Here is a 22780-nt window from a genome sequence, read left to right as displayed (position 1 = left end):
GCCGGCAGCGGCCCCGGGTGACGTCCTGGCCGGGGCTCAGTAGCGCAGCACCGCCGCGATCCGGTCGTGCTCGGCGAGGCTGTCCGGCGCCACGAAGCGGACCTCGGCACCCTTGTCGAGCGCCGCCTCCACCAACTCGTCCACGATGTCCTCGCGGATGCCGTCCTCGAAGCCGCCCGCCTCCGGGCCGTCACCGTCCACCGGGGTGAGGTGGCCGTCGCTCAGGCGTACCGTGCGCTGGAAGTCCTCCTCGACCACGACGAGTTCGGCGCGGCCCTCGCACACGGACTCCCACACCTCGTCCAGCCCCGCCGCGAAGGTCCTGCGGCTACGGGCGTCCACCAGCCTGCGGCCGGTCCTTTCCGTCTCCCGCTCGGCGAACTCCCTCTGCGCCGGGGCGAGTTCCTGGAGCAGTGTCTGCGCGGGGCCGTTCGCCAGGCCGCCCTTGTGTACGACGGCCACCGCGGCGTCCGCGGCGGTGCCGACCTCTTTGAGCAGGGCGACCGCGTCCGGCAGGCCCACCAGGTACAGCGGCCGGCCGTCGGCGGCCAGGAGGGAGGCGAGGGCGCCGTCGACGGACCGCAGGAAGCGCCGCGTCTCCTCGTCCCGGAAGGTGCTCGGGTGGTCCCCGACCTGCTCCTGCCGCTCGGGGTCCCACTGGACGGGGTCCGGCTCCATGGGGAAGCCCTGCGCGTCCTGGGGGTGCAGCGACTGGCCGCTGCCGCTCCACAGGGTCGCCCGGTCGGCCGCCACCGTGAGCACCCAGTACGGCAGGGCCCTGGCCTTCGCGGCGACCAGGTTGCGGGTCAGGAAGCTGTCGCTGAGCACCACCCGCTCGGGCACGGCCCGGGGCAGCGTCCAGATCTGGTGGTCCCGCTCCGTGGCGTACATGACGAGCCCGTCCAGCGAGTAGCGCAGGTCCACTTCGGCGGCGGCGGCCTTCAGCTGCGTCTTGATGGCCATCCGCGAACGGCGGGACGCCTCCGGATCGTGCTCGATCCTGCGCTCGGCCTCGGCGAGCAGATTGCGCAGCCGTACGGCGTCCTGGGCGTTGTCCGGTTCGCGCCGATGCGTCGGCATGGTCAGCGACACCGCCGGATACGGCCTGGTCGCGCGCAGTGCTCGCAGGGTGCCGGCCGTCAGGGCATCGGTTTCCATGATCGCCTCCCTGAGGGGTCCGCGGTTGCTCCCCGCGGACGGGGGCAGCCCACACCCCGAGCCTCGCACACCAGCCGGGCCGCCGCCTGCCGGGGACGGCCCGGCGGTGCGGTGTTCAGGCCCCGTTGCGGTGCTGCGCGCCGAAACCGGAGTCCCAGGCCCACATGTGCGTGCAGCCGGGGCACTGCAGATGCACCACGGGTCCCTTGTTCGACAGCAAGTAGCGCCAGTGGTCGGGGCAGTTGCGGCCCGCGGCGCAGGTGGCGCACTCCCGGTGGTCCTCGCAGCGCGGGCAGGGGACCCACGCCCGGCGGCCGGGGTCGGCCGTGGGATCAATCGGAAGCAGCACCGTCGTCCTCCCCGGACCCCTCACGGGGCGGCAGCACGCCCGCCGCCACGAGCGTGCGGTACACCGCCTCCTGCTCGTCGTCGAGGCCGGAGTAGAGCAGCCGGTACGCCGCATCCTCCTCGCGCAGGACGGCGACCGGGTCCCAGTCGTCGCCGAGGGCGGCGAGGACCTCGGCCCGGCGGCGGGTCTCGTGGTCGGTGAAGTCCAGCTCGAACGCGTGGAGGCGGTCCGGGACGTCGTCGTCGTTCATGTCGCTCGCTCCCGGGGCAATCGGGGATGAATCCACCCTGTGTAACAAAGGGTCGTGCTCGGGGGAAAGCCTTTCCGGCTCCGATGTGACGCACTCCATGCGGCTCCGCCGCTGGTCAGGGACGTACCAGCGGCGGAGTGCCAGGTGGGAAGGGCGGATTCCCGGGCGCTGTTCAGGAGCGCCGGGCGGCCTTGCGGCGCACCGTCCCGAAGGACAGGAACGACTTGCGGGGCGCCGGCTGCGCGGCCTTGGCGCCCTTGCCGGCCTTAGCCGCCTTACCGGACTTACCGGACTTCCCCGACGTCCCGGCCGTGCCGCTCCCGCGGGTCCCGAACGCCTTCGTGATCCTCGACGTCCTCGTGCCGCCCGCGGACTTCGCCGCCGGGGCCTGGGCCTGGGCGGGGGCCGCCGGGCGGACGGTGTGCACGGCCCGGCCGAGGCGACGCCCGAAGAGCAGGTAGCCCAGCAGGGCACCGGTGGTGTTCATGATCACGTCATCGACGTCGAACGCGCGGCCCTGCACCACCGCCCCCTGCGCCAGCTCCACGAGGACCATCACCAGGCCCGTCGTCACCACCACGCGCAGCGCCCCGCGCGCCTTCGGTGCCAGCACCGGGAGCAGCACGCCGAAGGGCATGCCCAGCAGCACGTTCCCGCCGACCTGCCGTATGGCGCCCGCCACCGTGTACCGCTCGTAGTACTGGCGCAGCGAGGCGCCCGGGTGGATGTTCGCGTGCGCGAGACCCTCAGAGGCGTACGACGGCGCCAGCGTCGCGCGGGCCAGCACCGCCCCGAACGCGACCATCGCCACGAACGCCAGCGCCATCGCCGCCCACCGGGCCAGCGAGGCCAGTGGCGACCGCCGCCCTTCTTGCCTTGTCTCCGACGAACGCCCGCGCAACGCCAACCGAGCCACGGACTTCCCCCCTCTTCTGGTTTGTTCCGGTCGTGGTCTCCCCGTGTCACAGACCGGATACCCCGAGCGCCCTCCGGGATGCCGGGTGACCGCCGCTCTCCGCGGCGGTCAACGGGGTTCACCCCGGGGGCGCCGCCTGCTGGGGAGGCGGCGGGGCCGAGGGCGGGCGACCGCCCGCGCGGCCGGTCGCCGCCACCAGGGCCGGGGACCGGCTGATCGCCAGCACGGCCGCGTCGTCGCCGAGGCAGCCTCCCGCGTAGGCCAGCAGGTCGGTGCACAGCCGTTCCACCAGCGCCTCGGGATCACCGGCCGGCTGCCCGGCGAGCCGTCCGGTCAGCGGGTAGAACGCCCCGGCCACGTCGCGCGCCTCGACGACCCCGTCGGTGTACAGCAGCAGGGTGTCGCCGGGCTCGAAGGCGAACGTAAGCACCGAGGGCTCCCCGCCGGCGAACTGCGTCAGCCCCAGCGGCGGCGCGGGCGCCGGCATGTCGAGCGGGGTCACGCAGCCTTCGTGGAGCCGCAGCGGCGGGGGATGACCGCAGGTGACGAGGTGGACCACCGGCTCGTCGTCCGGGATGTCGGCGACGACCGCGGTGACGAAGGACTCCGCCTCGTCCTCGGCTGGCCCGGCGTCCGCCGCGGGGTCGGTGAGGTCGGAGGAGATCGCCTGTTCCAGCCACAGGACCAGCGCCGGCAACTCCGCCTGCCGGTGCGCCACGGCACGGAAGGCGCCCAGGGTCAGGGCGGCCTCGTTCACCGCCTCCATGCCCTTGCCGCGGACGTCCCCCACGATCACCCGGGTCCCGGTGTCCGTGCGCACGGCCGCGTACAGGTCCCCTCCGATCTGTGCCTCCTCCTCCGCGGCGAGGTAGACCGAGGCGATGCGCAGCGGCCCGATGCGCCGGGGGATGGGCCGCAGCAGCACCCGCTGCGCGGTCTCCGCCACCGAGCGCAGCCGGGTCACCTGCCGCTCGTGCTTCACGCGCAGATGGGCGAAGAAGGTCGCCAGCACCGACATCAGGGCCAGGGTGGCGATCTGCGCCGAGTGGTTGAGGTCCAGGGGTGTCGTGCGCACCGCCGCCACGAGGACCTGCGCAGCCACCGCGACGCCGCCGACGACCGCGGTCGTCCTGGCCCCCGCGAACGACGCGGTGATCGCGGGGGCGGCGACCAGGAACGGCCCCAGATGGACGTCGGGCGGTGACATGATGTCCACGACGGTGACCATCAGGATCAGCGTGAGCATGGCGGCGACCAGCAGATGCCCGGGCCGCCACGACCGCCCCCACTGTTCCAGGCGTCGTGCAACATCCATGACTCTTGGATACACCCGCGTCCGTGGCCCTGCCCGCTCGTACGCCCTCCGCCCCCTCCATCCGCTCCGCCCACGCCTCAGGAGCGCCACTTCTCCCGGACGAGCACCTCCTCGATCCGCCAGCCCGTCCCCGTGTGCCGCAGGCCGAAGGTGTAGCGGCCGCCGCACACGAAGTTGGGGGCGGTCGGGCCCGCCCCCACTTCGCCGAGCCGCATGGGGTTGACGTAGTCGGCGTGCGCCACGGCGGACGGCGGGTCGAGCGCGATCCGGCGGTTGACGACCAGGTGCTGGCGCACGGGGAACAGGCGCATGGTCGTGGCGAGCCAGTCGGCGACCTCGGTGGCGGGTCCGGCGATGCCGCCCGCGGACGAGTAATCGGCCCGGCCGTCCGGCGCGAAGAGCGCGACGTACGCCGCCCAGTCGCCGTCGTCGACGGCCGCCGCGTAGCCACTGATCAGCTCGTCGACGGCCAGCCGGTCCAGCAGGGTCTCCCATGCCGCTCGCGTCGTCATCGGCACAGTGTTGGGCATACGGCACGAAGAGCCAAGACCCGTGCGGCGGTCGACCGGGCCGGTCGTGGGCCCGGCGACGTCACTCGGGGAGCGGGATGCGCATGCTCACCGAGCCCCGCAGGTCCAGCCACGCGGCGGACGGCCCGCGCACCACCCGCAGGATCACCGTGTCGCACCCGGGACAGCGGGCCACCAGCCCGGGGGAGTGGTCGTACACCCGCAGCGTGGCCACCGGCCCGGTACGCCCGCAGCCCACGCAGCGGCCCTCGGCAGCCGTCATGTCCACCGCGAAGATCTCCCGGAGCGGCCCGGCCAGCGCGTTGCCGTCGGTGTACGCGTCCGTGCCCTGTGCGCTCATCCCAGCCTCCCGTAGGTAGCCCCGGCCGCCCCAGCGCCACCCACCCTATGCACGCGCAGCCCGCCCCGCGCGGTGCACCAAGGTCAACGGGGGCCGCCGTGAGCTTCCCGCATGACCCCACAGGGGGTGTTGTCACTGGTCGAAGCCGCTGCCGAGCCATCCAGGCCACGATGCGGCGTACGGCGCCTTCCGTCCTGGCCAGCCAGAGAACTCAGTCACCCGCCTTGCCTCGGGACGAAGTGGCCGGCAGCAGCCGCGGCGTCACGGCCGGCCTCGGATCGAGTCGGCCGCTGGGAACCCGTCCCTGAGCGACGTCCGGCGCTCGGCAGGTGAGATCATCGTCCGGTGGCAGAAACGCAGCTCCCCCCCGGGATGGACCCTCCAGCAGATCCGCGACGTGTCCGGGGACCAAGAGGCTGTCGTCCTGGACCCGAACCGGACGGTGAAGTGGCTCTCCTTCGACGGAAATCACGAGATGCTGCGTCCAGAGATCATTTTCGGGTTCCATAGCCTGTGCATCGTGAAGCCTGTCGGTGATGATGACTGGTACATGGGCAGCATGTACGACGACGGCAGCGTCGATTGTTGGGCAGCCTACGACGATCTGTACGAGGCGCTGCGCGGTCTGTAGCGGAATGCAAGAGGAGTGTCCAACCGCGCTAGAGCGGCAGCGCATCAATGCGCACCCTCACGGCTTCTTGTGGACGTCCGTCCGCTCAGGCCGTAAGGCGGCCCGCATAGTTCGGGGCGAAGCAGGCGCCCTGCCAAGGCGCTCGACATGTCCAACGACGTTTGCGCCTGTCCCAGGCGCTCTGTGGGAAACGGTGAGGACGCACGGGTGATGACCATCGCGAGCCCGACGGGACCCGGACCGGGCCCATTTCTGCTCGTCTGGAGCTTGCTCGCCATCGCCGGCGGAGGCCTGCTGGCGACGAGGAAGTGGTCCGCTCGCTTCCACGGCTTGGTTGTGACCGGCCTGGAGGGCCGGCCGGAGTCGCAACAGCGCACAACAGCAGCGCCGACATGGCTTCTTCGGCTCATAGGCGGCATCTTCGCCATCGGCGGCCTCATTGGCTTGCCGCTCTCAATGTTCATGATCGTGAGCGGGTAGATCCAGAGACCGTCCGAGCCCCGGCAAGCCGATGGGGCCCCGATATGTCGCCCCATGACAGCTCCCACCCAAAGCCTGGGGCTCCCGTGCCGCCTTGCGTGTCACATAAGGGCTGTCCCGTAATCGATCTCCCAGTCACGCTGGGCAGCGGCAGTCGCGGTGCGTGCGCTCGCCGCTATCCGGCCAAGGCGAGGTTGTGCAGGTCGCAGCATGGTCGCCAGCTTCCGGAAAAGCCCCGTGAACGGGCCTTTCCAAGACGACTCCGACGCCGTGATCACAACAGTCACGCCAAGATCATCACACCGAGGTCAAGCGGAGGTCCCCAGCCCAGCTCTCACAACGGACCCGACCCGTTGGGAATGTGAGCTCCAGGGCGACGCGCCCGGTGTTCGGTACGTGTTCCTCCCGCACCTCCAAAACATCCTCCCCGACGTGGTCCGCGAACGGCGTCTCCTCACCTATCGCCCTCACCGTGACGCGCCCCGAGTCGCCCGTGTCGTGGCCGGCGTGCGGCTCCGACGCCTCAACGATCAGACACCAATCCGATCCGGTCGTGAGGTGGAAGGCGCCACCCCGGTCATCGATCAGCCACACATCCAGCGGGCCCGCGGGGGCACCACTGCCGTACAGGTGCCACGAGCCGACGACCTCCGCGAGCCGACGACCCACCAAGCCCTGCGCGCTCACCCCAGCACCATGAAGCGGGCACTTGTTCGACCTATCGGGCTGCATCGGCCGACAGTACCTCCGACCGATTTCCCAGGTCACAGCGTTATACGGGAAGCGACCGTTGCTGTGGACCAGGCTATAGAGCGGTGCGCCGGACGTCGCGCGGCATGAAGACACGGACAGCAGTGGCCTATCCGCCCAGCTCGCAGCGACAGGTGCTCCAACGAGCCTTTGACGCGTAGACCCAGCGACCTACCCATTGCGTGCGCACGCCCCCGCGCCGGCTCCCAGCTCAAGGTCACCGGGGAATCTGCTGCCCGGCCTCGGTAAGGACGAGCGTGAGGCGACCCAGCCACTCAAAGTCATCCGGGTACTCCCAGTTGTCAGCATCGGCCAGCACGGCAGGAAGGTCGTGCCGTGGGATGGATGGTCCGGGCTGAAGTCCCCGTGTGCCGTCATCGGTGGTCCAGGGGATGTAGCGGGAGACTTCAATCCATCCCTTGTCGATGAGCGGCAGAAGGATTGCGGCAAGCTCGGTGGGACCGGCGGATGCCAACGGTTCTTCCAGATCCCCCCGGACGCCCGGCAGGATGTCAATCTCCGTCGCATTGATCATGAATGCGCGCTCTGCTGACGACAGCTCGTCTGTTGCGGGGTAGCTCACCTGGGGATTATCCCAGTTGCAGAAGATGCGGCGGCATCGCAAGCTCTCGGGCCGCTGCCGGGCCGTCTACGGGTGGCCAACAGTGACAGGCGACAACAGCCGACCGCCAACCCGCAAGGCCAGAAGCTGGGCCATCGAAGCAAGCGCAGGTCAGGGAGGCGCCGACTCCCTTCCGGAAGAACTGTTCGCGCAGCCGTCGATATGACCGCAGGCGACCAATCCGGCTGCGTTTAAGATCATTGCATGGAGTCAGTCGTAGCGACGGGCGTGTGGCTGTACGACGGCACGGTGTCCACGACAGTCCGCGTCGTTATGCTGGACTACGACTTTTGGCACGCCATCGGAGAGGCAGACGGAAACCTGCAACCCGGAGAAGCCCCGGATCTGAACGAGGAGGGTCGTCTCTACTACGTCCAGCATCTGCCGGGTTGGCCTGCGGGCGACCGGTCGTTCTGGCCGGACACAGATGGGTTCCACACCCTGGCGGACGCGGTCGCTGCGGCAGAACTCACCGTTCCCGGCCCGATCTCATGGCGGTAGGGGCTTCCCGCAGCATCAGATCGATCGAACGCCGCAGCGGCTGTCCCGCCCAGCGATCGCATCGAGGGGCGCGTGCCACCCGCGTGCCACGTCAGGCAGAGCCGCACGGGGAACAGCAGTGAAGTCGGCGCATTGACCCACGTGGGCGTTGGGCCAGGTGAGGTAGGGTCCGCAGCCTCAGTCCCCGGGGCACGAGGAAGTGCCCGCCCGTGTTCCGGCCTCCCAGGCCAGAGCCATCCGCGTAGGCTGCAAAGGGAGGGGTAGCAGATGGAATCGCTCGGACACCTCGTCGGTGCTCTGATCTGGGGCATCCCGGTCGCGACGCTGTTGACCGGGTCGCTCGTCGCGGTCCTGGTCGTGCGATGGCACCGCAGAGCCATCGAGGCCTTGGAACGTGCTGAGAACGATGCGACCTGACCTTCACCGTCCCTCCGGCGCCGCGCGGCGCGCCCATTGTTCACAGCGAGGGACGCCACCTCGGCTGGTGTCGACTCAGCTCTCTTGTTCCTCGGTCATGCCGATAGCGAAGGGGAACGACTCCAGGAACTCGCGTCGCGCAGGATCCTGCTCCGCTTCGGCCAAGTCTGCGAGCGTCTGCAAGAGCCGTGTGCGTTGGTCTGCCGGGAGTTGCTGCAGCACCCAGCCAACACCCTCCATCATCTTGACCGCAGAGTCGGGATCCACTTCCTCATCCCCGCAGCTCTCCAGCCACCAAACGACGTCAGCAAGCAGTCCGGTGAGCGCCGGCACGAGCGGATCCATGGCAGTCATTCGGGCAACCTAGCCGCCTCCTACGACACCGCCTCGGGGAGCGGGGAATGTGCAACTGCGCTACAACAGCCCCGCACGTGGGCATACGACCATGGACACGTGCGGAACCTCGTGCGGAGGCGCACCCTGCTTCACGCATGACGCCCTGCGCCACGCCGGCGCTATAGCCTCCGCCCGTGACCTACCGCCGCAGCCGGGCCGGGAAGCCTCGTCGCAACGAGCTACCTCACTACCAAGCGCTTCTGGACGATACCGACTGGGCGTCGCTCGCCACCGTGCGCGGGACGGGCGAATCCCTGCCGACGGCGCTGGCGCGCGTCATCGACCCTGACCCGGCCGTCAGGGCGGCGGCCACCGACAACGCACTCAGAGAAGTGACCCACCAGAACACCATCTACGAAGCCACCGTGCCCGTCGCACTCTACGTTGCGGCCATCCTCAACCATCCGGTCATCACCACAGACGACTTCGGCCACAACGCCGGGAGACTACTTGAGTGGCTCGGCAACACCGCCTACGACGCCGACGACGAGTGCGTCACCATCGGCGAACGCCACGTCGGCAAGGGGTTCCTCGACGAGGACAGGGATATGCGGGCGTTCCGGGACCTGCGCCCGGCGATCTTCTCAGCTGTCCATCCCCTTCTCAGCCACGACAACGCGGACGTACGCGACGCGGCCCTCGTCGCTGCGATCCCTCTCGCCGAGCACCCCGTCCTCGCCGCGCACCGGGCCGATCTGGTCGACCACGCCGTCCGTTTGCTGGCCACCAGCACCGACCGCCGCAATCGAGACCGCGTCCTGGACGCCATGAAGGCATGGGGTCACGACACCAGTGCCCTGGAGAACGCGGACGACATCGCGGCCCGCGAGCGTTACGCCCGTCTCAAGGCGGAGCGTGATTCCTGGTGGGCGGCCCACGGGACAGGCGGCTACTCCGAAGACCCACCGTTCTGATCAGGGACGGACAGCGCCCCCAGGCATCCATCTGTCTCGGCGTGGCCGCATCACAGAGTCGCTCCTACGGAAGGCGTCCGAGCGCCCCGCCGGCCACGTCCAGCGCGCCCGCATCGCGACGTTTCTGGCGTTCCGCGACGGCAGGATCGCCGCCCAGCGCAACTACGACTGCTACGAACGCCCTGGCCTCTGACCGGCCTTCGCCACCCCGGAAATTGCGTGGCCCGCCCACCGCCGCGCATGCCAAGGTGGAGCCACCGAAGGGGCGTAGCTCAGCCCGGCCAGAGCAGCGGACTCCAAACCCGCACGCCGCAGGTTCAAATCCTGCCGCCCCTGCAAGCAACCGACGCGGCCCCGAGCGCACATGCGCGGCGTTCGCACCGCGGAGCGCAGGAACTCGTCGCGGGCAACACGCAAGGTGAGGCCGCGGCGTACGAGCTCGGCCTCCATCCCGTCCGCGCGGGCGGCGCTGACGCACGCGCCCACGACGACGCCGTCAGCGATCAACTCGTCGATCTGTGGGATCGCATGAGGCGTGCCGAGCGTGACGCGGCCGGGAGCACGCGTTCACCGCACCGCTCGCGCCTACTCCTCGTCCAGGCAGAGGCAGAAGGGGTGGCCGGCCGGGTCGAGGAGGACGCGGACGTTCTCCCGGGGTTGGTGGCCGGCGAGCGAGGCGCCCAGCGCGACCGCGTCGGCGACGGCGGCGTCGAGGTCGCCGACCTGGAAGTCGAAGTGCATCATGGGCCGCTGGTCACCGTCTGCGGGCGGCCACGTGGGGGCCTGGTAGCCGGTCGCCTGCTGGAACACGAGGTAGGCCGGACCTTCGGGCGCGGCGACGACGGACGTGCCCGGTTCCTCGTGCACGACGGGCCACCCGAGCAGCTCGGCGTAGAACGCCGCGAGGGCGGCGGGATCCGGTGCTTCCATGGCGGTGCCCCACCACATGCCCCGCGTTCGTGATCGCACGGCCGTAGTCTGTCGCGGCGCCGGGGCGTTGTCCACGCCTTCGCGCGGAAGGGCGTTCGGCCTGCGACGACCGGTGGCGGGTCGGTTGAGCGCGCGCCGCCCCCACTGGACCGAACCGCGCGGGACGTCGCCGTCACGTCAGAGGCGGACCGTCATCTCCACGGTCACGTCGTCCCCGGCCGCGATGCCCTGGGGTCTGCGTACGGCGACCTTCAGAGGCAGCAGGTAACCGCCGTCCTTGGGGAAGAGCGACGTCGTGAAGGAGGTGCCCCCGATGCGGGCCTCGACGGGGATGACGCCCCAGCCGTAGGTGGCCATCGCGGCCACCTCGCGGATGTGCTCGGACTCCTCCCCCGGCACGGTCACGAAGTAGTACGGCGACGGTCCGCGCCACTCGATCACACGGCCGGCGAAGACGAGCTCCATGAGGTCGGTCCCGTTCCTGCAGGGTGGCCGGACCGCCTCAGCGTACAGGCGGTGCCCCCGAAGGGAGGGGGAAACGTCCGGTAGCGCGGTGACTGATGGTGTTTCAGGAGTCAAACATGTTGGCGATCAATTCACTTCGCATGGGTGAAACCGCAGGGCGGGGAGGTGACTTGAGCCTAGAATGGGACTTCCGCGATCACCCCGCGTTCAGGGCGTGGGCAGGACTGTGAGGGGCCGGATGAGCCAGGAGCGAGAGCCGCTGCCGACCGCGATCGACACCGGGATTCCCAGCGTCGCCCGGATGTACGACTTCCTGCTCGGCGGCAAGGACAACTACGCCGTCGACCGTGAGGCCTCCGAGGAGCTGCTCAAGGTCGTCCCGAGCACCAAGGAACTTGCCGTCAACAACCGCAGGTTCCTGCAGCGCGTCGTGGGCGTGCTCGCCCGCGAGTACGGGATACGCCAGTTCCTGGACCACGGGTCAGGCCTGCCGACGCAGGACAACGTCCACCAGGTCGCTCAGCGCGTCGACCCGGCCGCGCGCGTCGTCTACGTCGACAACGACCCGATCGTGCTGGCGCACGGCCGTGCGCTGCTGGAGGAGAACGAGAACACGGCCGTCATCCAGGCAGACTTCCGTGACACCGACGGCATCTTCGGCCACTCCGAGGTGGAGCGGCTGATCGACTTCAGCCAGCCGGTCGCCGCCCTCTTCGTCTCGGTGCTGCACTGCATCCCCGACGAGGACGACCCGGCGGGCCTGGTCAAGCGCGTCGCGGAGCGGCTGGCGCCGGGCAGCTTCCTCGTGGTGTGCCAGCTGGTCAGCGAGGACAAGGCGGTGCGCGACTTCGTCACGGAGTTCATGGACGCCAGCACCCAGGGCAACTGGGGCCGGGTCCGCCAGGAGAGCGACGTCGAGGGCTTCCTCGACGGTCTGCGGATCCTGGAGCCGGGGCTGGTCGAGGTGTCCACCTGGCGCCCCGACACGGACCTTGCGCCCCGGCAGGCCACCCAGGAGTGGATCGAGTTCGGCGGGGTCGGCCGCAAGGCCTGAGGACGTCAGGGGTCCCGGGGCCGGAAGGGCCGGCTCCGGGGAACCGTGTCAGCTCACGACAGCTGCTTGAGGAAGTCGCGCAGGAAGTCCGGCGTCCGGACCGGGGGTTCGGCCTCGGCGCTGAGCCGGTCCATGACGGCCAGGTAGTTGTCGACGTCGTCCTGCTTGTCCAGGTACAGCGAGCTGGTGAGCTGTTCCAGGTAGACGATGTCGGGCAGGTCCGGCTCCAGGAAACGCAGGATCGTGACCGGTCCGCCGGCGGTGGCGAGGCCGCCGACGCTGAACGGCGCCACCTGCAGCGTCACGTTCGGCATCGCGGCCGCCTCGATGAGCCGCTCCAACTGGCGCGCCATCGCCTCGGCGCCGCCCATCGGACGGCGCAGCGCCGCCTCGTCCACGACCGCCCACAGCCGGGGCGCGTTGGGCCCGTTCAGCAGGTGCTGGCGCTCCATGCGCAGCGCGACCCGGCGCTCGACCTCGACCCCGGACGCCCTGGGGTGCCCCAGCCGGATGACGGCGCGGGCGTACTCCTCGGTCTGCAGCAGACCGGGGATGAACTGCACCTCGTACGTACGGATGACGGAGGCGGCCTCCTCGAGGCCCACGAGCGTCTCGAACCAGCCGGGGAGCACATCGGCGTACCGGTGCCACCAGCCGGGGGTGTTGGCCTGGTGGGCGAGCTTGAGGCAGTCCGCGCGCTCGGTCTCGTCGGTCACGCCGTAGAGGGTGAGGAGGTCGGCGACGTCACGCTCCTTGTAGCCGACGCGGCCCAGTTCGAGGCGGCTGATCTTGGCGTGGGAGCCACGGATCGCGTCACCCGCCGCTTCGCGGGTGATGCCCCGGGACTCCCTCAGCCTCCGCAGCTGGGTGCCGAGCACGATGCGCAGCACCGTCGGACCACCGCGCGGGTGCTCCAGGTACTGCCTTATCGACGGTTCGTTGCTCGGCCGCGTCGCGGTCATGCCGGCTCCCGTGGTGACTGGGCGGACCGTCAGTGTCTCACTGAGTGGTGCCCGAATACAGCCGCATCTTATGGCATGCCGACGTTTTGTCAGCCGGTCATGTCATCGAAGTCCCCGTCCTTCACGCCGCCGAGGAAGGCCTCGATCTCCGCGCGCGTGTAGATGAGCGCAGGTCCGCCCGGGTGGCGGGAGTTGCGCATCGCGAAGCCTCCACCGGGCAGCGCCGCCAGCTCGACGCAGTTGCCGCTGGGGTTGCTCCGGCCGCTCTTCCTCCAGACCGCGCCCTCGATGTCGGTGGCCGGTACGCCGTTGTCGAACTCCCGCATGGCTACGCCTCCTTGACGGGCCATCTGCACGTGCAGATGCACGTGCAGATGTACTTACCCTTGCACTTACGACTGTAATTGCAGATGTGCTTGCACGGGTAGGGATCCGGCGGGGATAGTGGTGGACGCAGACAGCACCGCGCCCCCCGCCCGACAGCTCTGCGGAGTTCCCGATGACCACGCATCCGGCGATCCCCCTCGACTACGGCCTGACCGAGGACTCAGGGTCACGCTTTGCCGCCTGCGGCCTGAGCGGTGACCTCCACGCCGCAGGTTCCGCACGGCAGTTCACGCGTGCCACCCTGAGCAACTGGGGGATGCTCGCGATCGTCGACACCGCCTCGATCGTGGTGTCGGAGATGCTGACCAACGCCGTGCGCTACGGCCTCGACGACCCGGCGTACGCGCCGCTGTCGAGCCGGCCGGTCTGGCTGGGCCTGCTCCGCCGCGACGAGTCCGTGCTCTGCACGGTCGCCGACCCCGGCACGGGCGTCCCGGTGGTGAAGGAACCGGACTGGTTCGCCGAGACCGGGCGGGGGCTGCACATCATCGACTCGCTGAGCGAGTCCTGGGGGTGGACACCGCCCGACGAGGCGGGCAAGTCCGTCTGGGCGCTGATCTCCGCGCCCATGTGACTTCCGCCCCACGGCGTCCCGCAGACCGGACGCCGTGGGACGGGGGAACGGGGGCCAGAAGCGCCGCGGCGGGGCACCGGGGGGATGCCTCGCCGCGGCCTGACGGTTCGCCGCTCCGTTCCGCCGCTCCGTTCCGCCGCTCCGCGCGGCCGGGAGGACGCATGCGCTCCCCGAGGGCGGTCGATGACTGCGTCTTTGCCCTTCCCGGGACAGGAATTCACCTTTTGTTGACGCGCCACCGGTTCCTACCGCTCGCCGTCAATGGCCCTTTCGTCAGGTGTGCTAGCGTTCGTGAGGTTCACGGTTTGACAACGATGTCAGATTCTCCGGGCCCGCGGACGCGTCCGTCCGCGACGGAAGGGCCCCTGCTCTGAAGGACGGAGCCCCGGGGCACCCGGCGTGGCACGCCCGTCCTCCGAGCTCCACAGAAAAGCACAGCGAATCATGCAAGAAAGCCGCGCGGTCTGGCTCCCCTATCGGTCCGGTGAATTCGCCGGACCGCTGCCCGACGGCCTGTCGTACCACTTCTGGGACGGTCTTTCGGCCTTCCCCTCCGATCCCCGGGACGTACGGTTCGTCGTCGTCCCGCCCGTCCCGGCCAAGCAGCACCAGATCCTCGACCGGCTGCTGCACCACGCCGAGCGGCTGGAGGTCCTCCAGGTCCTCAGCTCCGGGCACGACTACCTCGCACCCTTCCTGGGGCTGCTGCCCTCCGGCACCCGTGTCGCCACGGCCAACGGCGTGCACGGCGAGGCCACGGCCGAGCTGGCGGTGACGCTGCTGCTGGCCGCGGGGCGCGGTCTCGACGACTTCTCCCGCCGGCACGCCCTGGGTCAGTGGCAGCCCCGTGTCTTCCCCACGTTGTCCGGCAAGGAGGTCCTGATCGTCGGACAGGGCGCGGTCGGAAGGGCCGTGGCCGCCAGGCTCGCCCCGTTCGGCTGCCGGGTGGTCCGGCTGGCACGTACCGCGCGCGACACCGCGGACGGCCACGTGCACGGGTTCGCGGACCTGCCCGGGCTGCTCCCCTCCGCCGACGCCGTCGTTCTGTGCGCGCCCCTGACGGACGAGACCCGCGACCTGATGGACGGCTCCCGCCTGGCCCTGATGAAGGACGGGGCCGTCCTGGTCAACGTGGCCAGGGGGGAACTCGTCGACACGCGGGCGCTGGTGCGGGAAGCCGGACGCGGGCGGCTGCGTGCCGCCCTGGACGTCACCGCGCCCGAGCCGCTGCCCAGCGGCCACCCGCTGTGGTACCTGCCCGGCGTCCTCATCACCCCGCACGTCGGGGCCTTCACCGACGCCTTCACGCCCACCTCCCTCGCCTTCATCGCGCAGCAGCTGGCCCGCTACGCGGGCGGCGAGTCCCTGGTGAACGTCCTGCCGCTGATGGCCGCCGCGCGCTGAGCGGTGGCGGCCCCCGGGAAACATCCCGGGGGCCGGTCGGCCCGGCGAATCACCCCCAGGGGTCGGCGTGTTCCCCGATCGGGAATTCGCCTGGCCTGTCGGGACGTCCTTCCGGCGCCGCGTGGTGGGATGGCCGGATGGAACTGCGGGAGCTGCGTGTCTTCGTCGCCGTGGCGGAGGAGGGCGGGATGTCCGCCGCGGCGCGACGGCTGCACGTGAGCCAGTCGGCGCTGTCGCAGACCGTCACCGCGCTGGAGCGTCAACTCGGCGTCAAACTCCTGGTGCGGTCCAGTTCCGGCGTACGGACGACGGAGGCCGGGGCGGTCCTGCTCTCCGAGGCGCGCGCCGTGCTCGCGCGCCACGACCAGGCCGTGCGGACGATGGCGGCCCTGACGGCGCAGGGCGGGGGCACCCTGCGGCTGGGCATCCCGCTGGAGCTGCCGCCCGACCTGCTGACCCCCGTGCTCACCGAGTTGTCCCGGGCCTACCCCGACACCCGGGTGCAGGCCCGTCATCTGTCCACGGCGGCCCAGTTGGAGGCGCTGCACGCGGACGAGCTCGACGTCGGCCTGACGCGTGAGCGCCCGGCCGGGCCCGAGTTCGACGCGATGCTGGTGGTCCGGGAGAACCTCGGGGTGCTGCTCGCGGCCGACCAGGCGGCCGAACTCGCCGGACCGGACGGCGTCCGCCTGGAGTGCCTGGCGGGGCTGGAGTGGGTGGGCTTCCCCCGGGCCGGCAGTCCGGTCTGGTGGGACGAACTGACCTCGGTGCTGCACAGCCACGGGCTGGACGTGGGTCCCGAGGCGGGCGCGGGGGAGCCGCTGATCGCGGAGGTGAAGCTGGCGGCCGTGATCACCGGGCGGGCGTTCGCACTGGCCCCGCCGAACTGGGCGCAGCCGATCCCCGAAACGGTCGTGTGGTCGCCCCTGGTGGGAGACCCCCTGGTCCGCAGGACCTGGGCGGTGTGGCCGTCCAGTTCGCACCGGCGTGACCTCGGGCATTTCATCGCGGCCTTCGCCCAGCCGGTGTCGCCTTAGGCGGTGGGGCTACGGGGTGGGCGCGGAGGCGCGGTGCCGGTGCCGGGCGGCCTTCGCGTTGTTGCCGCAGCGCTCCATGGAGCACCACTTGCGCGGCTTCCCGTTGCCGGGGTCGAGGTAGAGCATGCCGCAGATCTCCGCGGCGCAGGTGCGCAGCCGGTCCCGCAGGCGCGGCTCGGTGACCAGCGCGATCAGGTCCCGGGCGACGGCGGAGAGCAACTGGGCGGCCGACAGCGGTTCCGTCCCGGCGCTCGGGCGCCCTTGGGCGTCGATGCGGAGGAGGGGCGCGGGGGGTTCGATGCGGGCCAGGTCGTTGAGCAGGCCCACGCTCTCCGCTTGCGGCGTGCGGCCGTCGACGACCGCGGTGGCGACGTCGGTGGCGGCGGCGCGCAGTTCGTGGAGGGCCCCGAGCAGGGCCGTTGCGTCCTCCCCGTCCCGCAGGGTCAGTCCGACGCCGCCGCACCAGGCGCGGAGGCGGTCGTGATCGCCGAGCCGCTCCACGGGGGTGCTGGGACGGCGGCCGACGGTGGCGACGAGGTCGAGCGAGAGGGTGCCCGCGTCGAAGCGCAGTGCACGGACCTTGGCCGTGACGCGGGTGCGGGGAGTGGCCGGGGCCCTCGTGGCCGGTGCGCGCTCGCTCATGTGTCCATAGTAACCTTGAAGACGGTTATTAAGCCATCGGCCAGGCCGGACCGGGAAGGGAGCACGCCATGCGCATAGCGGTCGTGGGAGCGGGCGGAGTGGGGGGCTACTTCGGCACCCGCCTCGCGGAGGCGGGCAACGAGGTCACCTTCGTCGCCCGCGGTCGGCATCTGGAGGCGATCCGGGCCAACGGCGGGCTGGCCGTCCGGAGCCCGCTGGGGGAGTTCCGGGCACCGGCCGACCGGTTCGTGCCGGACATCGGCGAGGTCGGTCCCGCCGACGTCGTGCTGGTCGCGGTCAAGCTGTGGGACACCGAGGACGTCGCCGCGCAGTTGCGTGGCCTCGCCGAGGCGGGCGCGCGGGTGATCTCCCTTCAGAACGGCGTCCGGAAGGACACGGTCCTGCGCCGGCACCTGCCGCCCGAGGCCGTGTGGGGCGGGGTCTGCTACATCTCCGCCGTCATCGAGGAACCCGGCGTCGTCTCCCACCGCGGGACGATGCAGAAGCTGGTCTTCGGCCCGTACGACGGGGAGGGGGCGGCGCGGGCGGAGGAGTTCCGCGAGGTGTGCGCGAAGGCCGGCGTCGACGCGGAGGTCAGCGTCGACATCGCGCGGGTCGTGTGGCAGAAGTTCGTGTTCCTCACGGGCCTGTCGGGCACCACCTCGGCCGTGCGCCAGCCGATCGGCGTCGTCCGCGCCGATCCCGCGACGCGGTCGCTGCTGCGGGACGTCATGGCGGAGGTCGTCGCCGTAGGCCGGGCCTCGGGCGTGCACCTCGACGAGTCCTTCGTCGACGAGCAACTGGCCTTCTGCGACACGCTGCCCGCCACGATGACCTCCTCCATGCACAACGACCTGGAGCAGGGCAACCGCCTGGAACTGCCGTGGCTCAGCGGAGGCGTCGCCGACCTCGGCCGCGAACTGGGCGTCCCCACGCCCCGCAACCGCACCGTGGCCGACATCCTCGCGCCCCATGTGCCGGGCCGGCCGCGCGTGGGGTGACCGCCGTACGGGGTCGCCGGTCGCCGGTCGCCACGCCCCGGGTCAGCGCACCGAGAGCGTGTCCTGCAGCCAGTCGAAGACGACCTCGCAGTGCTGCTGGGGGGCCATCGGGGAGCAGTGCAGCTGCGCCCCGGTGGCCGCGGTGAGCTTCACGTAGTCCTTCGGGGCGGTGAGCCCGTCGTACATCCGGCGCGGCTGCCCCGGGTAGAACTGCTCGAACTCGTAGTCCAGCACCAGGGTGGGCGCCGTGATGCGGCCCAGCACATCGCTGACGTCCAGTGAGGCGATGAGCCGGGCGGGGGTGAAGAAGTCGGTGAACATCCTGCCCTCCCGTGCCTCGGTCATCGCCGGGGCCGAGAAGGGTTCGAAGCGCTTCTTGAGCGTCGCCGCCTCGGACGGGCTCAGCGCCGGGACGACCTCCTTGTTCCAGACGGCGTTGGTCCGCTCCTTGTCGGCGGTGAGGATCTCCCGGACCTCCCGGGGGAAGGCCAGCCAGGGGGACACACAGCCGGGCATCGCCACCAGGGCGGCGATCCGGTGCTCGAAGGCGGCCGCCCGGGGCGCCAGGTTGCCGCCCATGCTCAGCCCGGTGAGGGCGATCCGGTCGGGGTCCACGTCGGAGCGGGCGGTCAGCCAGTCCACCAGCGGGGTGACGACCTTCTCCCAGCGCGGGGTGAAGACGACTTCTTCCACGAAGAGCACATGGCCCTGCCCCGGGCCGTCGTAGACGAGCGCGTTCCAGCCGCGGTCCAGGGCCGCCGCCACACCGTAGGTCCACATGTCGACGTTCTGGCCGTCACTGCCGTTGGTCAGGATCACGGTGGGCCGCCGCCGTTGCGCCCCTTCCGGGCGGAAGAACCACACCGGCATCCGCGTCCTCCCGTAGTCCACCGCCGCCGTCACCGGGGCCGGATCGCAGCGTTCGCAGAAGGCGTCCCAGGCGCGGCGCCCGGCACGGTAGAGCTGCTCCTCGCTGCCCGGGTCCTCGGAGCCGAGGACGAAGAACAGCGCCTGGCCGTAGTACTGGGCCGCCCGCAGCGTCCGGAACCGTGTCGTCTGGCGCCCGGGCATGCTGCCCCTCGGCGTCGTGAGCAGCCGGTCGCCCAGCTCCCTGAAGGTGCGGGTGTACGACTGCGCCGACACCCCCGCCGTGGTGACGGCGTTCACGGCGGTGAGCACCTCGCCGGCCTCGGCGGAGCCGTAGCCGCAGGCGCCGAGGGCCAGGAGCGCGTTGAAGTCGTAGGCGGGGTCGTCGAAGAGGGCCATCACCCCGGGGGTGGCACCGCCCGCGGGACCCGTTGCGGAGGCCGACGTCCGCCCGGACCCGGGCCCCGTTCCCGGACCGCCGGGCGAAGGCGGGCCCGCGGGGGAGGCGCCCGAGGGCGTGCACCCGGCGGCCGCCGCCAGGGCCCCGGCCCCCACCGCGAGCCCGGCCAGCGCGGTGCGACGGGTGGGCGCGGGGGCGGAGTCGTGCGGAAGGTGCGTCATACCGGCCGAACGTACGAGCCGCGCCCCGGCACGCCGCACCACGACACCGGCCGTTCCCCCGAACGGCCCGGCGCACCGGTGCGGTCCTCCGCCGCCGGCGGGGTAGGCGTATCGGGCAGTCACCGGAGGGGAGAGGGAACATGACCGAGGATGTCGCCGGCATCGTGCGCAGGGTGGTCGCCGGATGTGCGGACGTGGCTCCGGAGGAGATCGGGCCGGACACGACCTTCGCCCAGTTGCGCCTGGGCGACCGGGCCAAGCAGCATGCCGCCGACGCCGTCGAGCGCGAGGTCGGAGTGATGCTGCTGGCCGACGAGGTCGAGCGGATGGGCACCGTGCGCGACCTCGTCGAGCACGTGGCCGGCAAACGCGCCGAACAGGAGGCCGCGGAGGCCCCCTGACGACGGCCGCGCCTCGTCGGCGGCGTGGTCGTCCCACACCGCGCACGGCACCACGTAGCTCTCGCCGAGGACCGGGAAGGCCGTGTCCCGCGGCAGGTCCGGGTCACGGGACGCGGGTGCGGGCGGGGCCGGCACCGGGGACGCCGCGCTGCGGCACTGCGGCATCGACACCGGCCGCCCGGCCGCGGTGACGGAGCCGGGCTCGCAAGCGCGCCCGCACGGCCTCGTGGCCGACGTCGGCCCTGCGGGTGACGGCTCCCTCGATGCGGGAGCCTGCGTGCTACGCGCCTCCTGAACACGTCGCCGTCGTACGCGCGGGGGCCGTCACCGGCGGGAGGACCCTTCCGGCCCCACGCCGGGGTCCGCCCCCGGCGTGCCGAGACGTCCGGCACGGCTCAGCCCGCGTGGACGCGGATCTTCGACTGCCCGTGGCCGCGCAGCTCCCAGTCGTCCATGAAGCGGGCGCGCAGCTCGTGCCGGGCGGCCAGGTCCACCAGCGTCTCGGTGCGGTAGTAGAAGTCCTCGCGCAGCACGTGGTGTTCCTTCCCCTCGGTGCGGTCGAACGTGAAGTCGAACCACCCGCCGGGGGCCAGGATCCGCGCCACGTGGGCCAGGCACTCGTCGATGACCTCCAGGGGCGAGTGGGAGAAGACGCTGTGCGCGTGGACCACGTCGAAGTGGCGGTCCGGCAGGAAGTCGAAGGTCAGGTCGTGGGTGAGCGTGAGGTACGGCAGCTTGCGCTGCAGGCCCTGCGCGGTCACGGTGCGCTTGGCGGCGATCAGGATGTCGGGGGAGATGTCGATGCCGTAGTAGTGGCCGGCGTCCAGGTGCTCGATCAGGCGCCAGCCCGCCCGCAGGTTGCCGCACCCGATGTCCAGCAGCCGGTGCCGGGGCGACAGGCCGTGCTCACGCAGGTAGTCGAACTGCATCGCGCCCAGCGCCAGCCAGCGGTCGTGGCTGGCGCTGCCGACGGCGGCCTCGGGGTCCCGCGCGGTGTCGCTGGCCATGACGGCCCGGTAGTACGCCACGTGGTCGCGGTGCCGGTGCGCGAGCCAGCGGTCCCGCGCGGCCCGGCGCGCGTATCCGGCGACCCGCGTGGGGTGCCGGAGGGCGTAGCCGACCTTGTGGGTGAGGCTCGTGCGGTCGGCCCGGAGGTTCTTCCTGGTGGCCATGGCGGGTACTCCCTCGGAGGTCACGGGGGACGCGTTCTCCGTCCCTCTCGGGAGGCTGCCACGCAGCGCCCCCGCCGTTCCCCCTCCGAACGGGTGGTACCGGTGTGCGGGGCGCCCCCGGCCGGGGCACCCCGCACGCGACGGCCCGGCGTCAGCCGGTGAGGCGGTTGATCTGGCGGAGCTTGTTGGTGGCGTCGAGGGCGGCCACCTTGTACGACTCGGCGAGGGTCGGGTAGTTGAACACGGCGTCGACCAGGTAGTCGACCGTGCCGCCGCAGCCCATCACCGCCTGGCCGATGTGCAGCAGCTCCGTGGCGCCGGTGCCGAAGCAGTGGACGCCGAGCAGCGTGCGGTCCTCCGTGGACACCAGCAGCTTCAGCATGCCGTGCGAGTCGCCGATGATCTGGCCGCGGGCCAGCTCGCGGTAGCGCGAGATGCCCACCTCGAAGGGCACGTTGTCGTCGGTGAGCTGGTCCTCCGTACGGCCGACGAAGCTGATCTCCGGGATCGTGTAGATGCCGATGGGCTGCAGGCCGTGCATCGCGTTCACCGGTTCGCCGCAGGCGTGGTACGCGGCGAGCCTGCCCTGCTCCATGGAGGTGGCCGCGAGCGCCGGGAAGCCGATGACGTCGCCGACGGCGTAGATGTGCGGCACGGAGGTGCGGTAGTGCTCGTCCACCGATATCCGGCCCCGCTTGTCGGCGGTGAGGCCCGCCTTGCCGAGGTCGAGGGCGTCCGTGAGGCCCTGCCGCCCGGCCGAGTACATCACGGCGTCCGCGGGGATCTTCTTCCCGCTCTGCAGGACGGTCAGCGCGCCCGTCGCGTGCCGCTCCACGGCCGCCACCGTCTCGCCGAAGCGGAAGGTGACGGCGAGGTCCCGCAGGTGGTACTTGAGCGCCTCGACCACCTCGACGTCGCAGAAGTCCAGCATCCCGTCGCGCTGTTCGACCACCGTCACCTTGCTGCCCAGCGCGGCGAACATCGAGGCGTACTCGATGCCGATGACGCCGGCGCCGACGATGACCATGGAGCGCGGGACCCGGTCCAGGTTGAGCACGCTGTCGGAGTCCATCACCGTGCGGTCGTCGAACTCCACGGTCGACGGACGGGCCGGGCGCGTCCCGGTGGCGATGACGATGTTCCCGGCGGTGACCAGCACCTCGCGGCCGGAAGGGTCCTCCACGGCGACCGTGTGGTCGTCCATGAAGCGGCCGGTCCCGGTGAGCATGGTGACGCGGTTGCGGGAGAGCTGACTGCGGATCACGTCCACCTCGCGGCTCACCACGTGCTGGGTGCGCGCGGTGAGGTCCGCGATGGTGATGTCCTCCTTGAGGCGGTAACTCTGGCCGTACAGGTCCCGCTGGGTGAGCCCGGTCAGGTAGAGCACGGCCTCGCGAAGCGTCTTCGACGGGATGGTGCCGGAGTGGATGGAGACCCCGCCGACCATGTCGGGGCGGTCGACGACGGCGACCCGGCGGCCCAGCTTGGCCGCGGCGATGGCGGCCTTCTGGCCACCCGGGCCGGATCCGATGACGAGCAGGTCGAATTCGGTCACCGGACGAGTCTGTCAGGCCACGGCGTCCCCGGGAAAGGGCTGTCGGCGATGCGGCCGGTGGCGTCCCCGGGTCCCCGGGCACGGGTGCGGGACCCGTGCCCGGGGGCCCGCCGGGGGACGGGGCACGGGGGGCTCAGCG

At 71.3% G+C, this 22780-nt stretch carries 30 protein-coding genes and 1 tRNA gene; 13 read left to right on the top strand and 18 right to left on the bottom strand.

The annotated features are described in order from the left end of the window. Window positions 1-36: 36 nt before the first annotated feature. The 7 genes from PV350_RS23440 to PV350_RS23410 all read right to left on the bottom strand — a co-directional run bounded on the left by PV350_RS23440 (window position 37) and on the right by PV350_RS23410 (window position 4858). The gene (locus tag PV350_RS23440) at window positions 37-1158 is read right to left on the bottom strand and encodes a baeRF3 domain-containing protein (RefSeq protein ID WP_499509536.1); all 1122 of its coding nucleotides are present in this window, start codon (window positions 1156-1158) and stop codon (window positions 37-39) included. A gap of 115 nt (window positions 1159-1273) precedes the next feature. Continuing rightward, on the bottom strand, window positions 1274-1504 hold the full coding sequence (locus PV350_RS23435; protein ID WP_499516714.1) for a hypothetical protein: 231 nt from the start codon (window positions 1502-1504) through the stop codon (window positions 1274-1276). Next, window positions 1491-1757: a DUF6400 family protein gene (locus PV350_RS23430; RefSeq protein ID WP_499509535.1), complete on the bottom strand. Its 267-nt coding sequence runs from the start codon at window positions 1755-1757 to the stop codon at window positions 1491-1493. Before PV350_RS23430 ends, PV350_RS23435 begins: the two co-directional genes overlap by 14 nt. Window positions 1758-1929: 172 nt before the next feature. Further along, window positions 1930-2583 (bottom strand): VanZ family protein, encoded by a 654-nt coding sequence (locus PV350_RS23425; protein ID WP_500335864.1) that lies wholly within the window; start codon window positions 2581-2583, stop codon window positions 1930-1932. Between the two features lie 208 nt (window positions 2584-2791). Beyond that, the gene (locus tag PV350_RS23420; RefSeq protein WP_499509533.1) at window positions 2792-3988 is read right to left on the bottom strand and encodes a PP2C family protein-serine/threonine phosphatase; all 1197 of its coding nucleotides are present in this window, start codon (window positions 3986-3988) and stop codon (window positions 2792-2794) included. Window positions 3989-4065: 77 nt separating this feature from the next. Next, window positions 4066-4500, bottom strand: a complete 435-nt coding sequence (locus PV350_RS23415; RefSeq protein WP_499509532.1) for a nuclear transport factor 2 family protein — start codon at window positions 4498-4500, stop codon at window positions 4066-4068. A 79-nt stretch (window positions 4501-4579) separates the two neighbouring features. Beyond that, window positions 4580-4858, bottom strand: a complete 279-nt coding sequence (locus PV350_RS23410) for a DUF6510 family protein (protein WP_499509531.1) — start codon at window positions 4856-4858, stop codon at window positions 4580-4582. Between the two features lie 397 nt (window positions 4859-5255). Between PV350_RS23410 and PV350_RS23405 the strand changes: the two genes are divergently transcribed. Then, window positions 5256-5489 (top strand): hypothetical protein, encoded by a 234-nt coding sequence (locus PV350_RS23405; RefSeq protein WP_499509530.1) that lies wholly within the window; start codon window positions 5256-5258, stop codon window positions 5487-5489. A 210-nt stretch (window positions 5490-5699) separates the two neighbouring features. Beyond that, window positions 5700-5969 carry a hypothetical protein gene (locus tag PV350_RS23400; RefSeq protein WP_500335861.1) on the top strand — a complete coding sequence of 90 codons (270 nt, stop codon included), beginning with the start codon at window positions 5700-5702 and terminating at the stop codon, window positions 5967-5969. A gap of 297 nt (window positions 5970-6266) precedes the next feature. Here the strand turns inward: PV350_RS23400 and PV350_RS23395 are convergent, their stop codons facing one another. After that, window positions 6267-6656, bottom strand: a complete 390-nt coding sequence (locus PV350_RS23395; protein ID WP_500335860.1) for a hypothetical protein — start codon at window positions 6654-6656, stop codon at window positions 6267-6269. Between the two features lie 280 nt (window positions 6657-6936). After that, window positions 6937-7302, bottom strand: a complete 366-nt coding sequence (locus PV350_RS23390) for a hypothetical protein (RefSeq protein ID WP_500335858.1) — start codon at window positions 7300-7302, stop codon at window positions 6937-6939. A gap of 243 nt (window positions 7303-7545) precedes the next feature. Here PV350_RS23390 and PV350_RS23385 point away from each other — a divergent pair, with 243 nt between their 5' ends. Both PV350_RS23385 and PV350_RS23380 read left to right on the top strand, forming a co-directional pair. Further along, the gene (locus PV350_RS23385; RefSeq protein WP_500335856.1) at window positions 7546-7842 is read left to right on the top strand and encodes a hypothetical protein; all 297 of its coding nucleotides are present in this window, start codon (window positions 7546-7548) and stop codon (window positions 7840-7842) included. 267 nt (window positions 7843-8109) lie between these two features. Beyond that, window positions 8110-8259, top strand: coding sequence for a hypothetical protein (locus PV350_RS23380; RefSeq protein WP_500335854.1), 150 nt, complete (start codon window positions 8110-8112; stop codon window positions 8257-8259). A 75-nt stretch (window positions 8260-8334) separates the two neighbouring features. On the opposite strand, the gene PV350_RS23375 is transcribed toward PV350_RS23380, so the two are convergent. Continuing rightward, entirely contained in the window at window positions 8335-8604 is a 270-nt protein-coding gene (locus PV350_RS23375; protein ID WP_500335852.1) for a hypothetical protein, read from the bottom strand. 185 nt (window positions 8605-8789) lie between these two features. Between PV350_RS23375 and PV350_RS23370 the strand changes: the two genes are divergently transcribed. Further along, entirely contained in the window at window positions 8790-9569 is a 780-nt protein-coding gene (locus PV350_RS23370) for a hypothetical protein (RefSeq protein ID WP_500335850.1), read from the top strand. Between the two features lie 261 nt (window positions 9570-9830). Then, window positions 9831-9905, top strand: a tRNA-Trp gene (locus tag PV350_RS23365). A 249-nt stretch (window positions 9906-10154) separates the two neighbouring features. On the opposite strand, the gene PV350_RS23360 is transcribed toward PV350_RS23365, so the two are convergent. Both PV350_RS23360 and PV350_RS23355 read right to left on the bottom strand, forming a co-directional pair. Continuing rightward, window positions 10155-10538, bottom strand: a complete 384-nt coding sequence (locus PV350_RS23360; protein ID WP_499509525.1) for a VOC family protein — start codon at window positions 10536-10538, stop codon at window positions 10155-10157. A gap of 138 nt (window positions 10539-10676) precedes the next feature. Further along, window positions 10677-10964, bottom strand: a complete 288-nt coding sequence (locus PV350_RS23355) for a DUF1905 domain-containing protein (RefSeq protein WP_500335847.1) — start codon at window positions 10962-10964, stop codon at window positions 10677-10679. A 238-nt stretch (window positions 10965-11202) separates the two neighbouring features. On the opposite strand from PV350_RS23355, the gene PV350_RS23350 reads away from it, so the two are divergent. Beyond that, the gene (locus PV350_RS23350) at window positions 11203-12018 is read left to right on the top strand and encodes an SAM-dependent methyltransferase (protein WP_499509523.1); all 816 of its coding nucleotides are present in this window, start codon (window positions 11203-11205) and stop codon (window positions 12016-12018) included. A 53-nt stretch (window positions 12019-12071) separates the two neighbouring features. Here PV350_RS23350 and PV350_RS23345 read toward each other — a convergent pair whose 3' ends face one another. Both PV350_RS23345 and PV350_RS23340 read right to left on the bottom strand, forming a co-directional pair. Continuing rightward, the gene (locus PV350_RS23345) at window positions 12072-12980 is read right to left on the bottom strand and encodes a Sco1979 family transcriptional regulator (protein WP_499509522.1); all 909 of its coding nucleotides are present in this window, start codon (window positions 12978-12980) and stop codon (window positions 12072-12074) included. A gap of 89 nt (window positions 12981-13069) precedes the next feature. Further along, window positions 13070-13306, bottom strand: coding sequence for a DUF397 domain-containing protein (locus PV350_RS23340; RefSeq protein WP_499509521.1), 237 nt, complete (start codon window positions 13304-13306; stop codon window positions 13070-13072). 173 nt (window positions 13307-13479) lie between these two features. Here PV350_RS23340 and PV350_RS23335 point away from each other — a divergent pair, with 173 nt between their 5' ends. The 3 genes from PV350_RS23335 to PV350_RS23325 all read left to right on the top strand — a co-directional run bounded on the left by PV350_RS23335 (window position 13480) and on the right by PV350_RS23325 (window position 16382). Continuing rightward, on the top strand, window positions 13480-13941 hold the full coding sequence (locus PV350_RS23335) for an ATP-binding protein (RefSeq protein WP_499509520.1): 462 nt from the start codon (window positions 13480-13482) through the stop codon (window positions 13939-13941). Window positions 13942-14385: 444 nt separating this feature from the next. Next, window positions 14386-15345: an NAD(P)-dependent oxidoreductase gene (locus tag PV350_RS23330; RefSeq protein ID WP_499509519.1), complete on the top strand. Its 960-nt coding sequence runs from the start codon at window positions 14386-14388 to the stop codon at window positions 15343-15345. A gap of 137 nt (window positions 15346-15482) precedes the next feature. Then, window positions 15483-16382, top strand: coding sequence for a LysR family transcriptional regulator (locus tag PV350_RS23325; protein WP_500335845.1), 900 nt, complete (start codon window positions 15483-15485; stop codon window positions 16380-16382). A gap of 9 nt (window positions 16383-16391) precedes the next feature. Here PV350_RS23325 and PV350_RS23320 read toward each other — a convergent pair whose 3' ends face one another. Beyond that, window positions 16392-17024 carry a CGNR zinc finger domain-containing protein gene (locus PV350_RS23320; RefSeq protein WP_499509517.1) on the bottom strand — a complete coding sequence of 211 codons (633 nt, stop codon included), beginning with the start codon at window positions 17022-17024 and terminating at the stop codon, window positions 16392-16394. Between the two features lie 68 nt (window positions 17025-17092). Here PV350_RS23320 and PV350_RS23315 point away from each other — a divergent pair, with 68 nt between their 5' ends. Then, window positions 17093-18025, top strand: coding sequence for a 2-dehydropantoate 2-reductase (locus PV350_RS23315; protein WP_500335843.1), 933 nt, complete (start codon window positions 17093-17095; stop codon window positions 18023-18025). Window positions 18026-18067: 42 nt separating this feature from the next. On the opposite strand, the gene PV350_RS23310 is transcribed toward PV350_RS23315, so the two are convergent. Next, window positions 18068-19513: an alpha/beta hydrolase gene (locus PV350_RS23310; RefSeq protein ID WP_500335841.1), complete on the bottom strand. Its 1446-nt coding sequence runs from the start codon at window positions 19511-19513 to the stop codon at window positions 18068-18070. Between the two features lie 140 nt (window positions 19514-19653). Between PV350_RS23310 and PV350_RS23305 the strand changes: the two genes are divergently transcribed. Both PV350_RS23305 and PV350_RS23300 read left to right on the top strand, forming a co-directional pair. Then, window positions 19654-19914: an acyl carrier protein gene (locus PV350_RS23305; protein WP_499509514.1), complete on the top strand. Its 261-nt coding sequence runs from the start codon at window positions 19654-19656 to the stop codon at window positions 19912-19914. Window positions 19915-19996: 82 nt separating this feature from the next. Then, window positions 19997-20209, top strand: coding sequence for a hypothetical protein (locus PV350_RS23300; protein ID WP_499509513.1), 213 nt, complete (start codon window positions 19997-19999; stop codon window positions 20207-20209). Between the two features lie 100 nt (window positions 20210-20309). Here the strand turns inward: PV350_RS23300 and PV350_RS23295 are convergent, their stop codons facing one another. After that, a complete protein-coding gene (locus tag PV350_RS23295; protein ID WP_499509512.1) occupies window positions 20310-21086 on the bottom strand; it encodes a class I SAM-dependent methyltransferase in 777 nt (258 codons plus the stop codon). Between the two features lie 151 nt (window positions 21087-21237). After that, window positions 21238-22641 (bottom strand): Si-specific NAD(P)(+) transhydrogenase, encoded by a 1404-nt coding sequence (gene sthA / locus PV350_RS23290; RefSeq protein WP_499509511.1) that lies wholly within the window; start codon window positions 22639-22641, stop codon window positions 21238-21240. Window positions 22642-22780: the final 139 nt, after the last annotated feature.

Source organism: Streptomyces sp. PA03-6a (genome assembly GCF_033792765.1).
GTDB lineage: Bacteria > Actinomycetota > Actinomycetes > Streptomycetales > Streptomycetaceae > Actinacidiphila.
This window is presented reverse-complemented; position numbering and strand designations above follow the sequence as displayed.

Excerpts from the sequence above, each read along its gene's own strand:
- PV350_RS23440 (WP_499509536.1), bottom strand. The coding sequence starts at position 1,158 with ATGGAAACCGATGCCCTGACGGCCGGCACCCTGCGAGCACTGCGCGCG.
- PV350_RS23430 (WP_499509535.1), bottom strand. The coding sequence starts at position 1,757 with ATGAACGACGACGACGTCCCGGACCGCCTCCACGCGTTCGAGCTGGAC.
- PV350_RS23425 (WP_500335864.1), bottom strand. The coding sequence starts at position 2,583 with ATGGCGCTGGCGTTCGTGGCGATGGTCGCGTTCGGGGCGGTGCTGGCC.
- PV350_RS23420 (WP_499509533.1), bottom strand. The coding sequence starts at position 3,988 with ATGGATGTTGCACGACGCCTGGAACAGTGGGGGCGGTCGTGGCGGCCC.
- PV350_RS23415 (WP_499509532.1), bottom strand. The coding sequence starts at position 4,500 with ATGACGACGCGAGCGGCATGGGAGACCCTGCTGGACCGGCTGGCCGTC.
- PV350_RS23410 (WP_499509531.1), bottom strand. The coding sequence starts at position 4,858 with ATGAGCGCACAGGGCACGGACGCGTACACCGACGGCAACGCGCTGGCC.
- PV350_RS23400 (WP_500335861.1), top strand. The coding sequence starts at position 5,700 with ATGACCATCGCGAGCCCGACGGGACCCGGACCGGGCCCATTTCTGCTC.
- PV350_RS23385 (WP_500335856.1), top strand. The coding sequence starts at position 7,546 with ATGGAGTCAGTCGTAGCGACGGGCGTGTGGCTGTACGACGGCACGGTG.
- PV350_RS23380 (WP_500335854.1), top strand. The coding sequence starts at position 8,110 with ATGGAATCGCTCGGACACCTCGTCGGTGCTCTGATCTGGGGCATCCCG.
- PV350_RS23375 (WP_500335852.1), bottom strand. The coding sequence starts at position 8,604 with ATGGATCCGCTCGTGCCGGCGCTCACCGGACTGCTTGCTGACGTCGTT.
- PV350_RS23355 (WP_500335847.1), bottom strand. The coding sequence starts at position 10,964 with ATGGAGCTCGTCTTCGCCGGCCGTGTGATCGAGTGGCGCGGACCGTCG.
- PV350_RS23350 (WP_499509523.1), top strand. The coding sequence starts at position 11,203 with ATGAGCCAGGAGCGAGAGCCGCTGCCGACCGCGATCGACACCGGGATT.
- PV350_RS23345 (WP_499509522.1), bottom strand. The coding sequence starts at position 12,980 with ATGACCGCGACGCGGCCGAGCAACGAACCGTCGATAAGGCAGTACCTG.
- PV350_RS23340 (WP_499509521.1), bottom strand. The coding sequence starts at position 13,306 with ATGCGGGAGTTCGACAACGGCGTACCGGCCACCGACATCGAGGGCGCG.
- PV350_RS23335 (WP_499509520.1), top strand. The coding sequence starts at position 13,480 with ATGACCACGCATCCGGCGATCCCCCTCGACTACGGCCTGACCGAGGAC.
- PV350_RS23330 (WP_499509519.1), top strand. The coding sequence starts at position 14,386 with ATGCAAGAAAGCCGCGCGGTCTGGCTCCCCTATCGGTCCGGTGAATTC.
- PV350_RS23325 (WP_500335845.1), top strand. The coding sequence starts at position 15,483 with ATGGAACTGCGGGAGCTGCGTGTCTTCGTCGCCGTGGCGGAGGAGGGC.
- PV350_RS23320 (WP_499509517.1), bottom strand. The coding sequence starts at position 17,024 with ATGAGCGAGCGCGCACCGGCCACGAGGGCCCCGGCCACTCCCCGCACC.
- PV350_RS23315 (WP_500335843.1), top strand. The coding sequence starts at position 17,093 with ATGCGCATAGCGGTCGTGGGAGCGGGCGGAGTGGGGGGCTACTTCGGC.
- PV350_RS23310 (WP_500335841.1), bottom strand. The coding sequence starts at position 19,513 with ATGACGCACCTTCCGCACGACTCCGCCCCCGCGCCCACCCGTCGCACC.
- PV350_RS23305 (WP_499509514.1), top strand. The coding sequence starts at position 19,654 with ATGACCGAGGATGTCGCCGGCATCGTGCGCAGGGTGGTCGCCGGATGT.
- PV350_RS23295 (WP_499509512.1), bottom strand. The coding sequence starts at position 21,086 with ATGGCCACCAGGAAGAACCTCCGGGCCGACCGCACGAGCCTCACCCAC.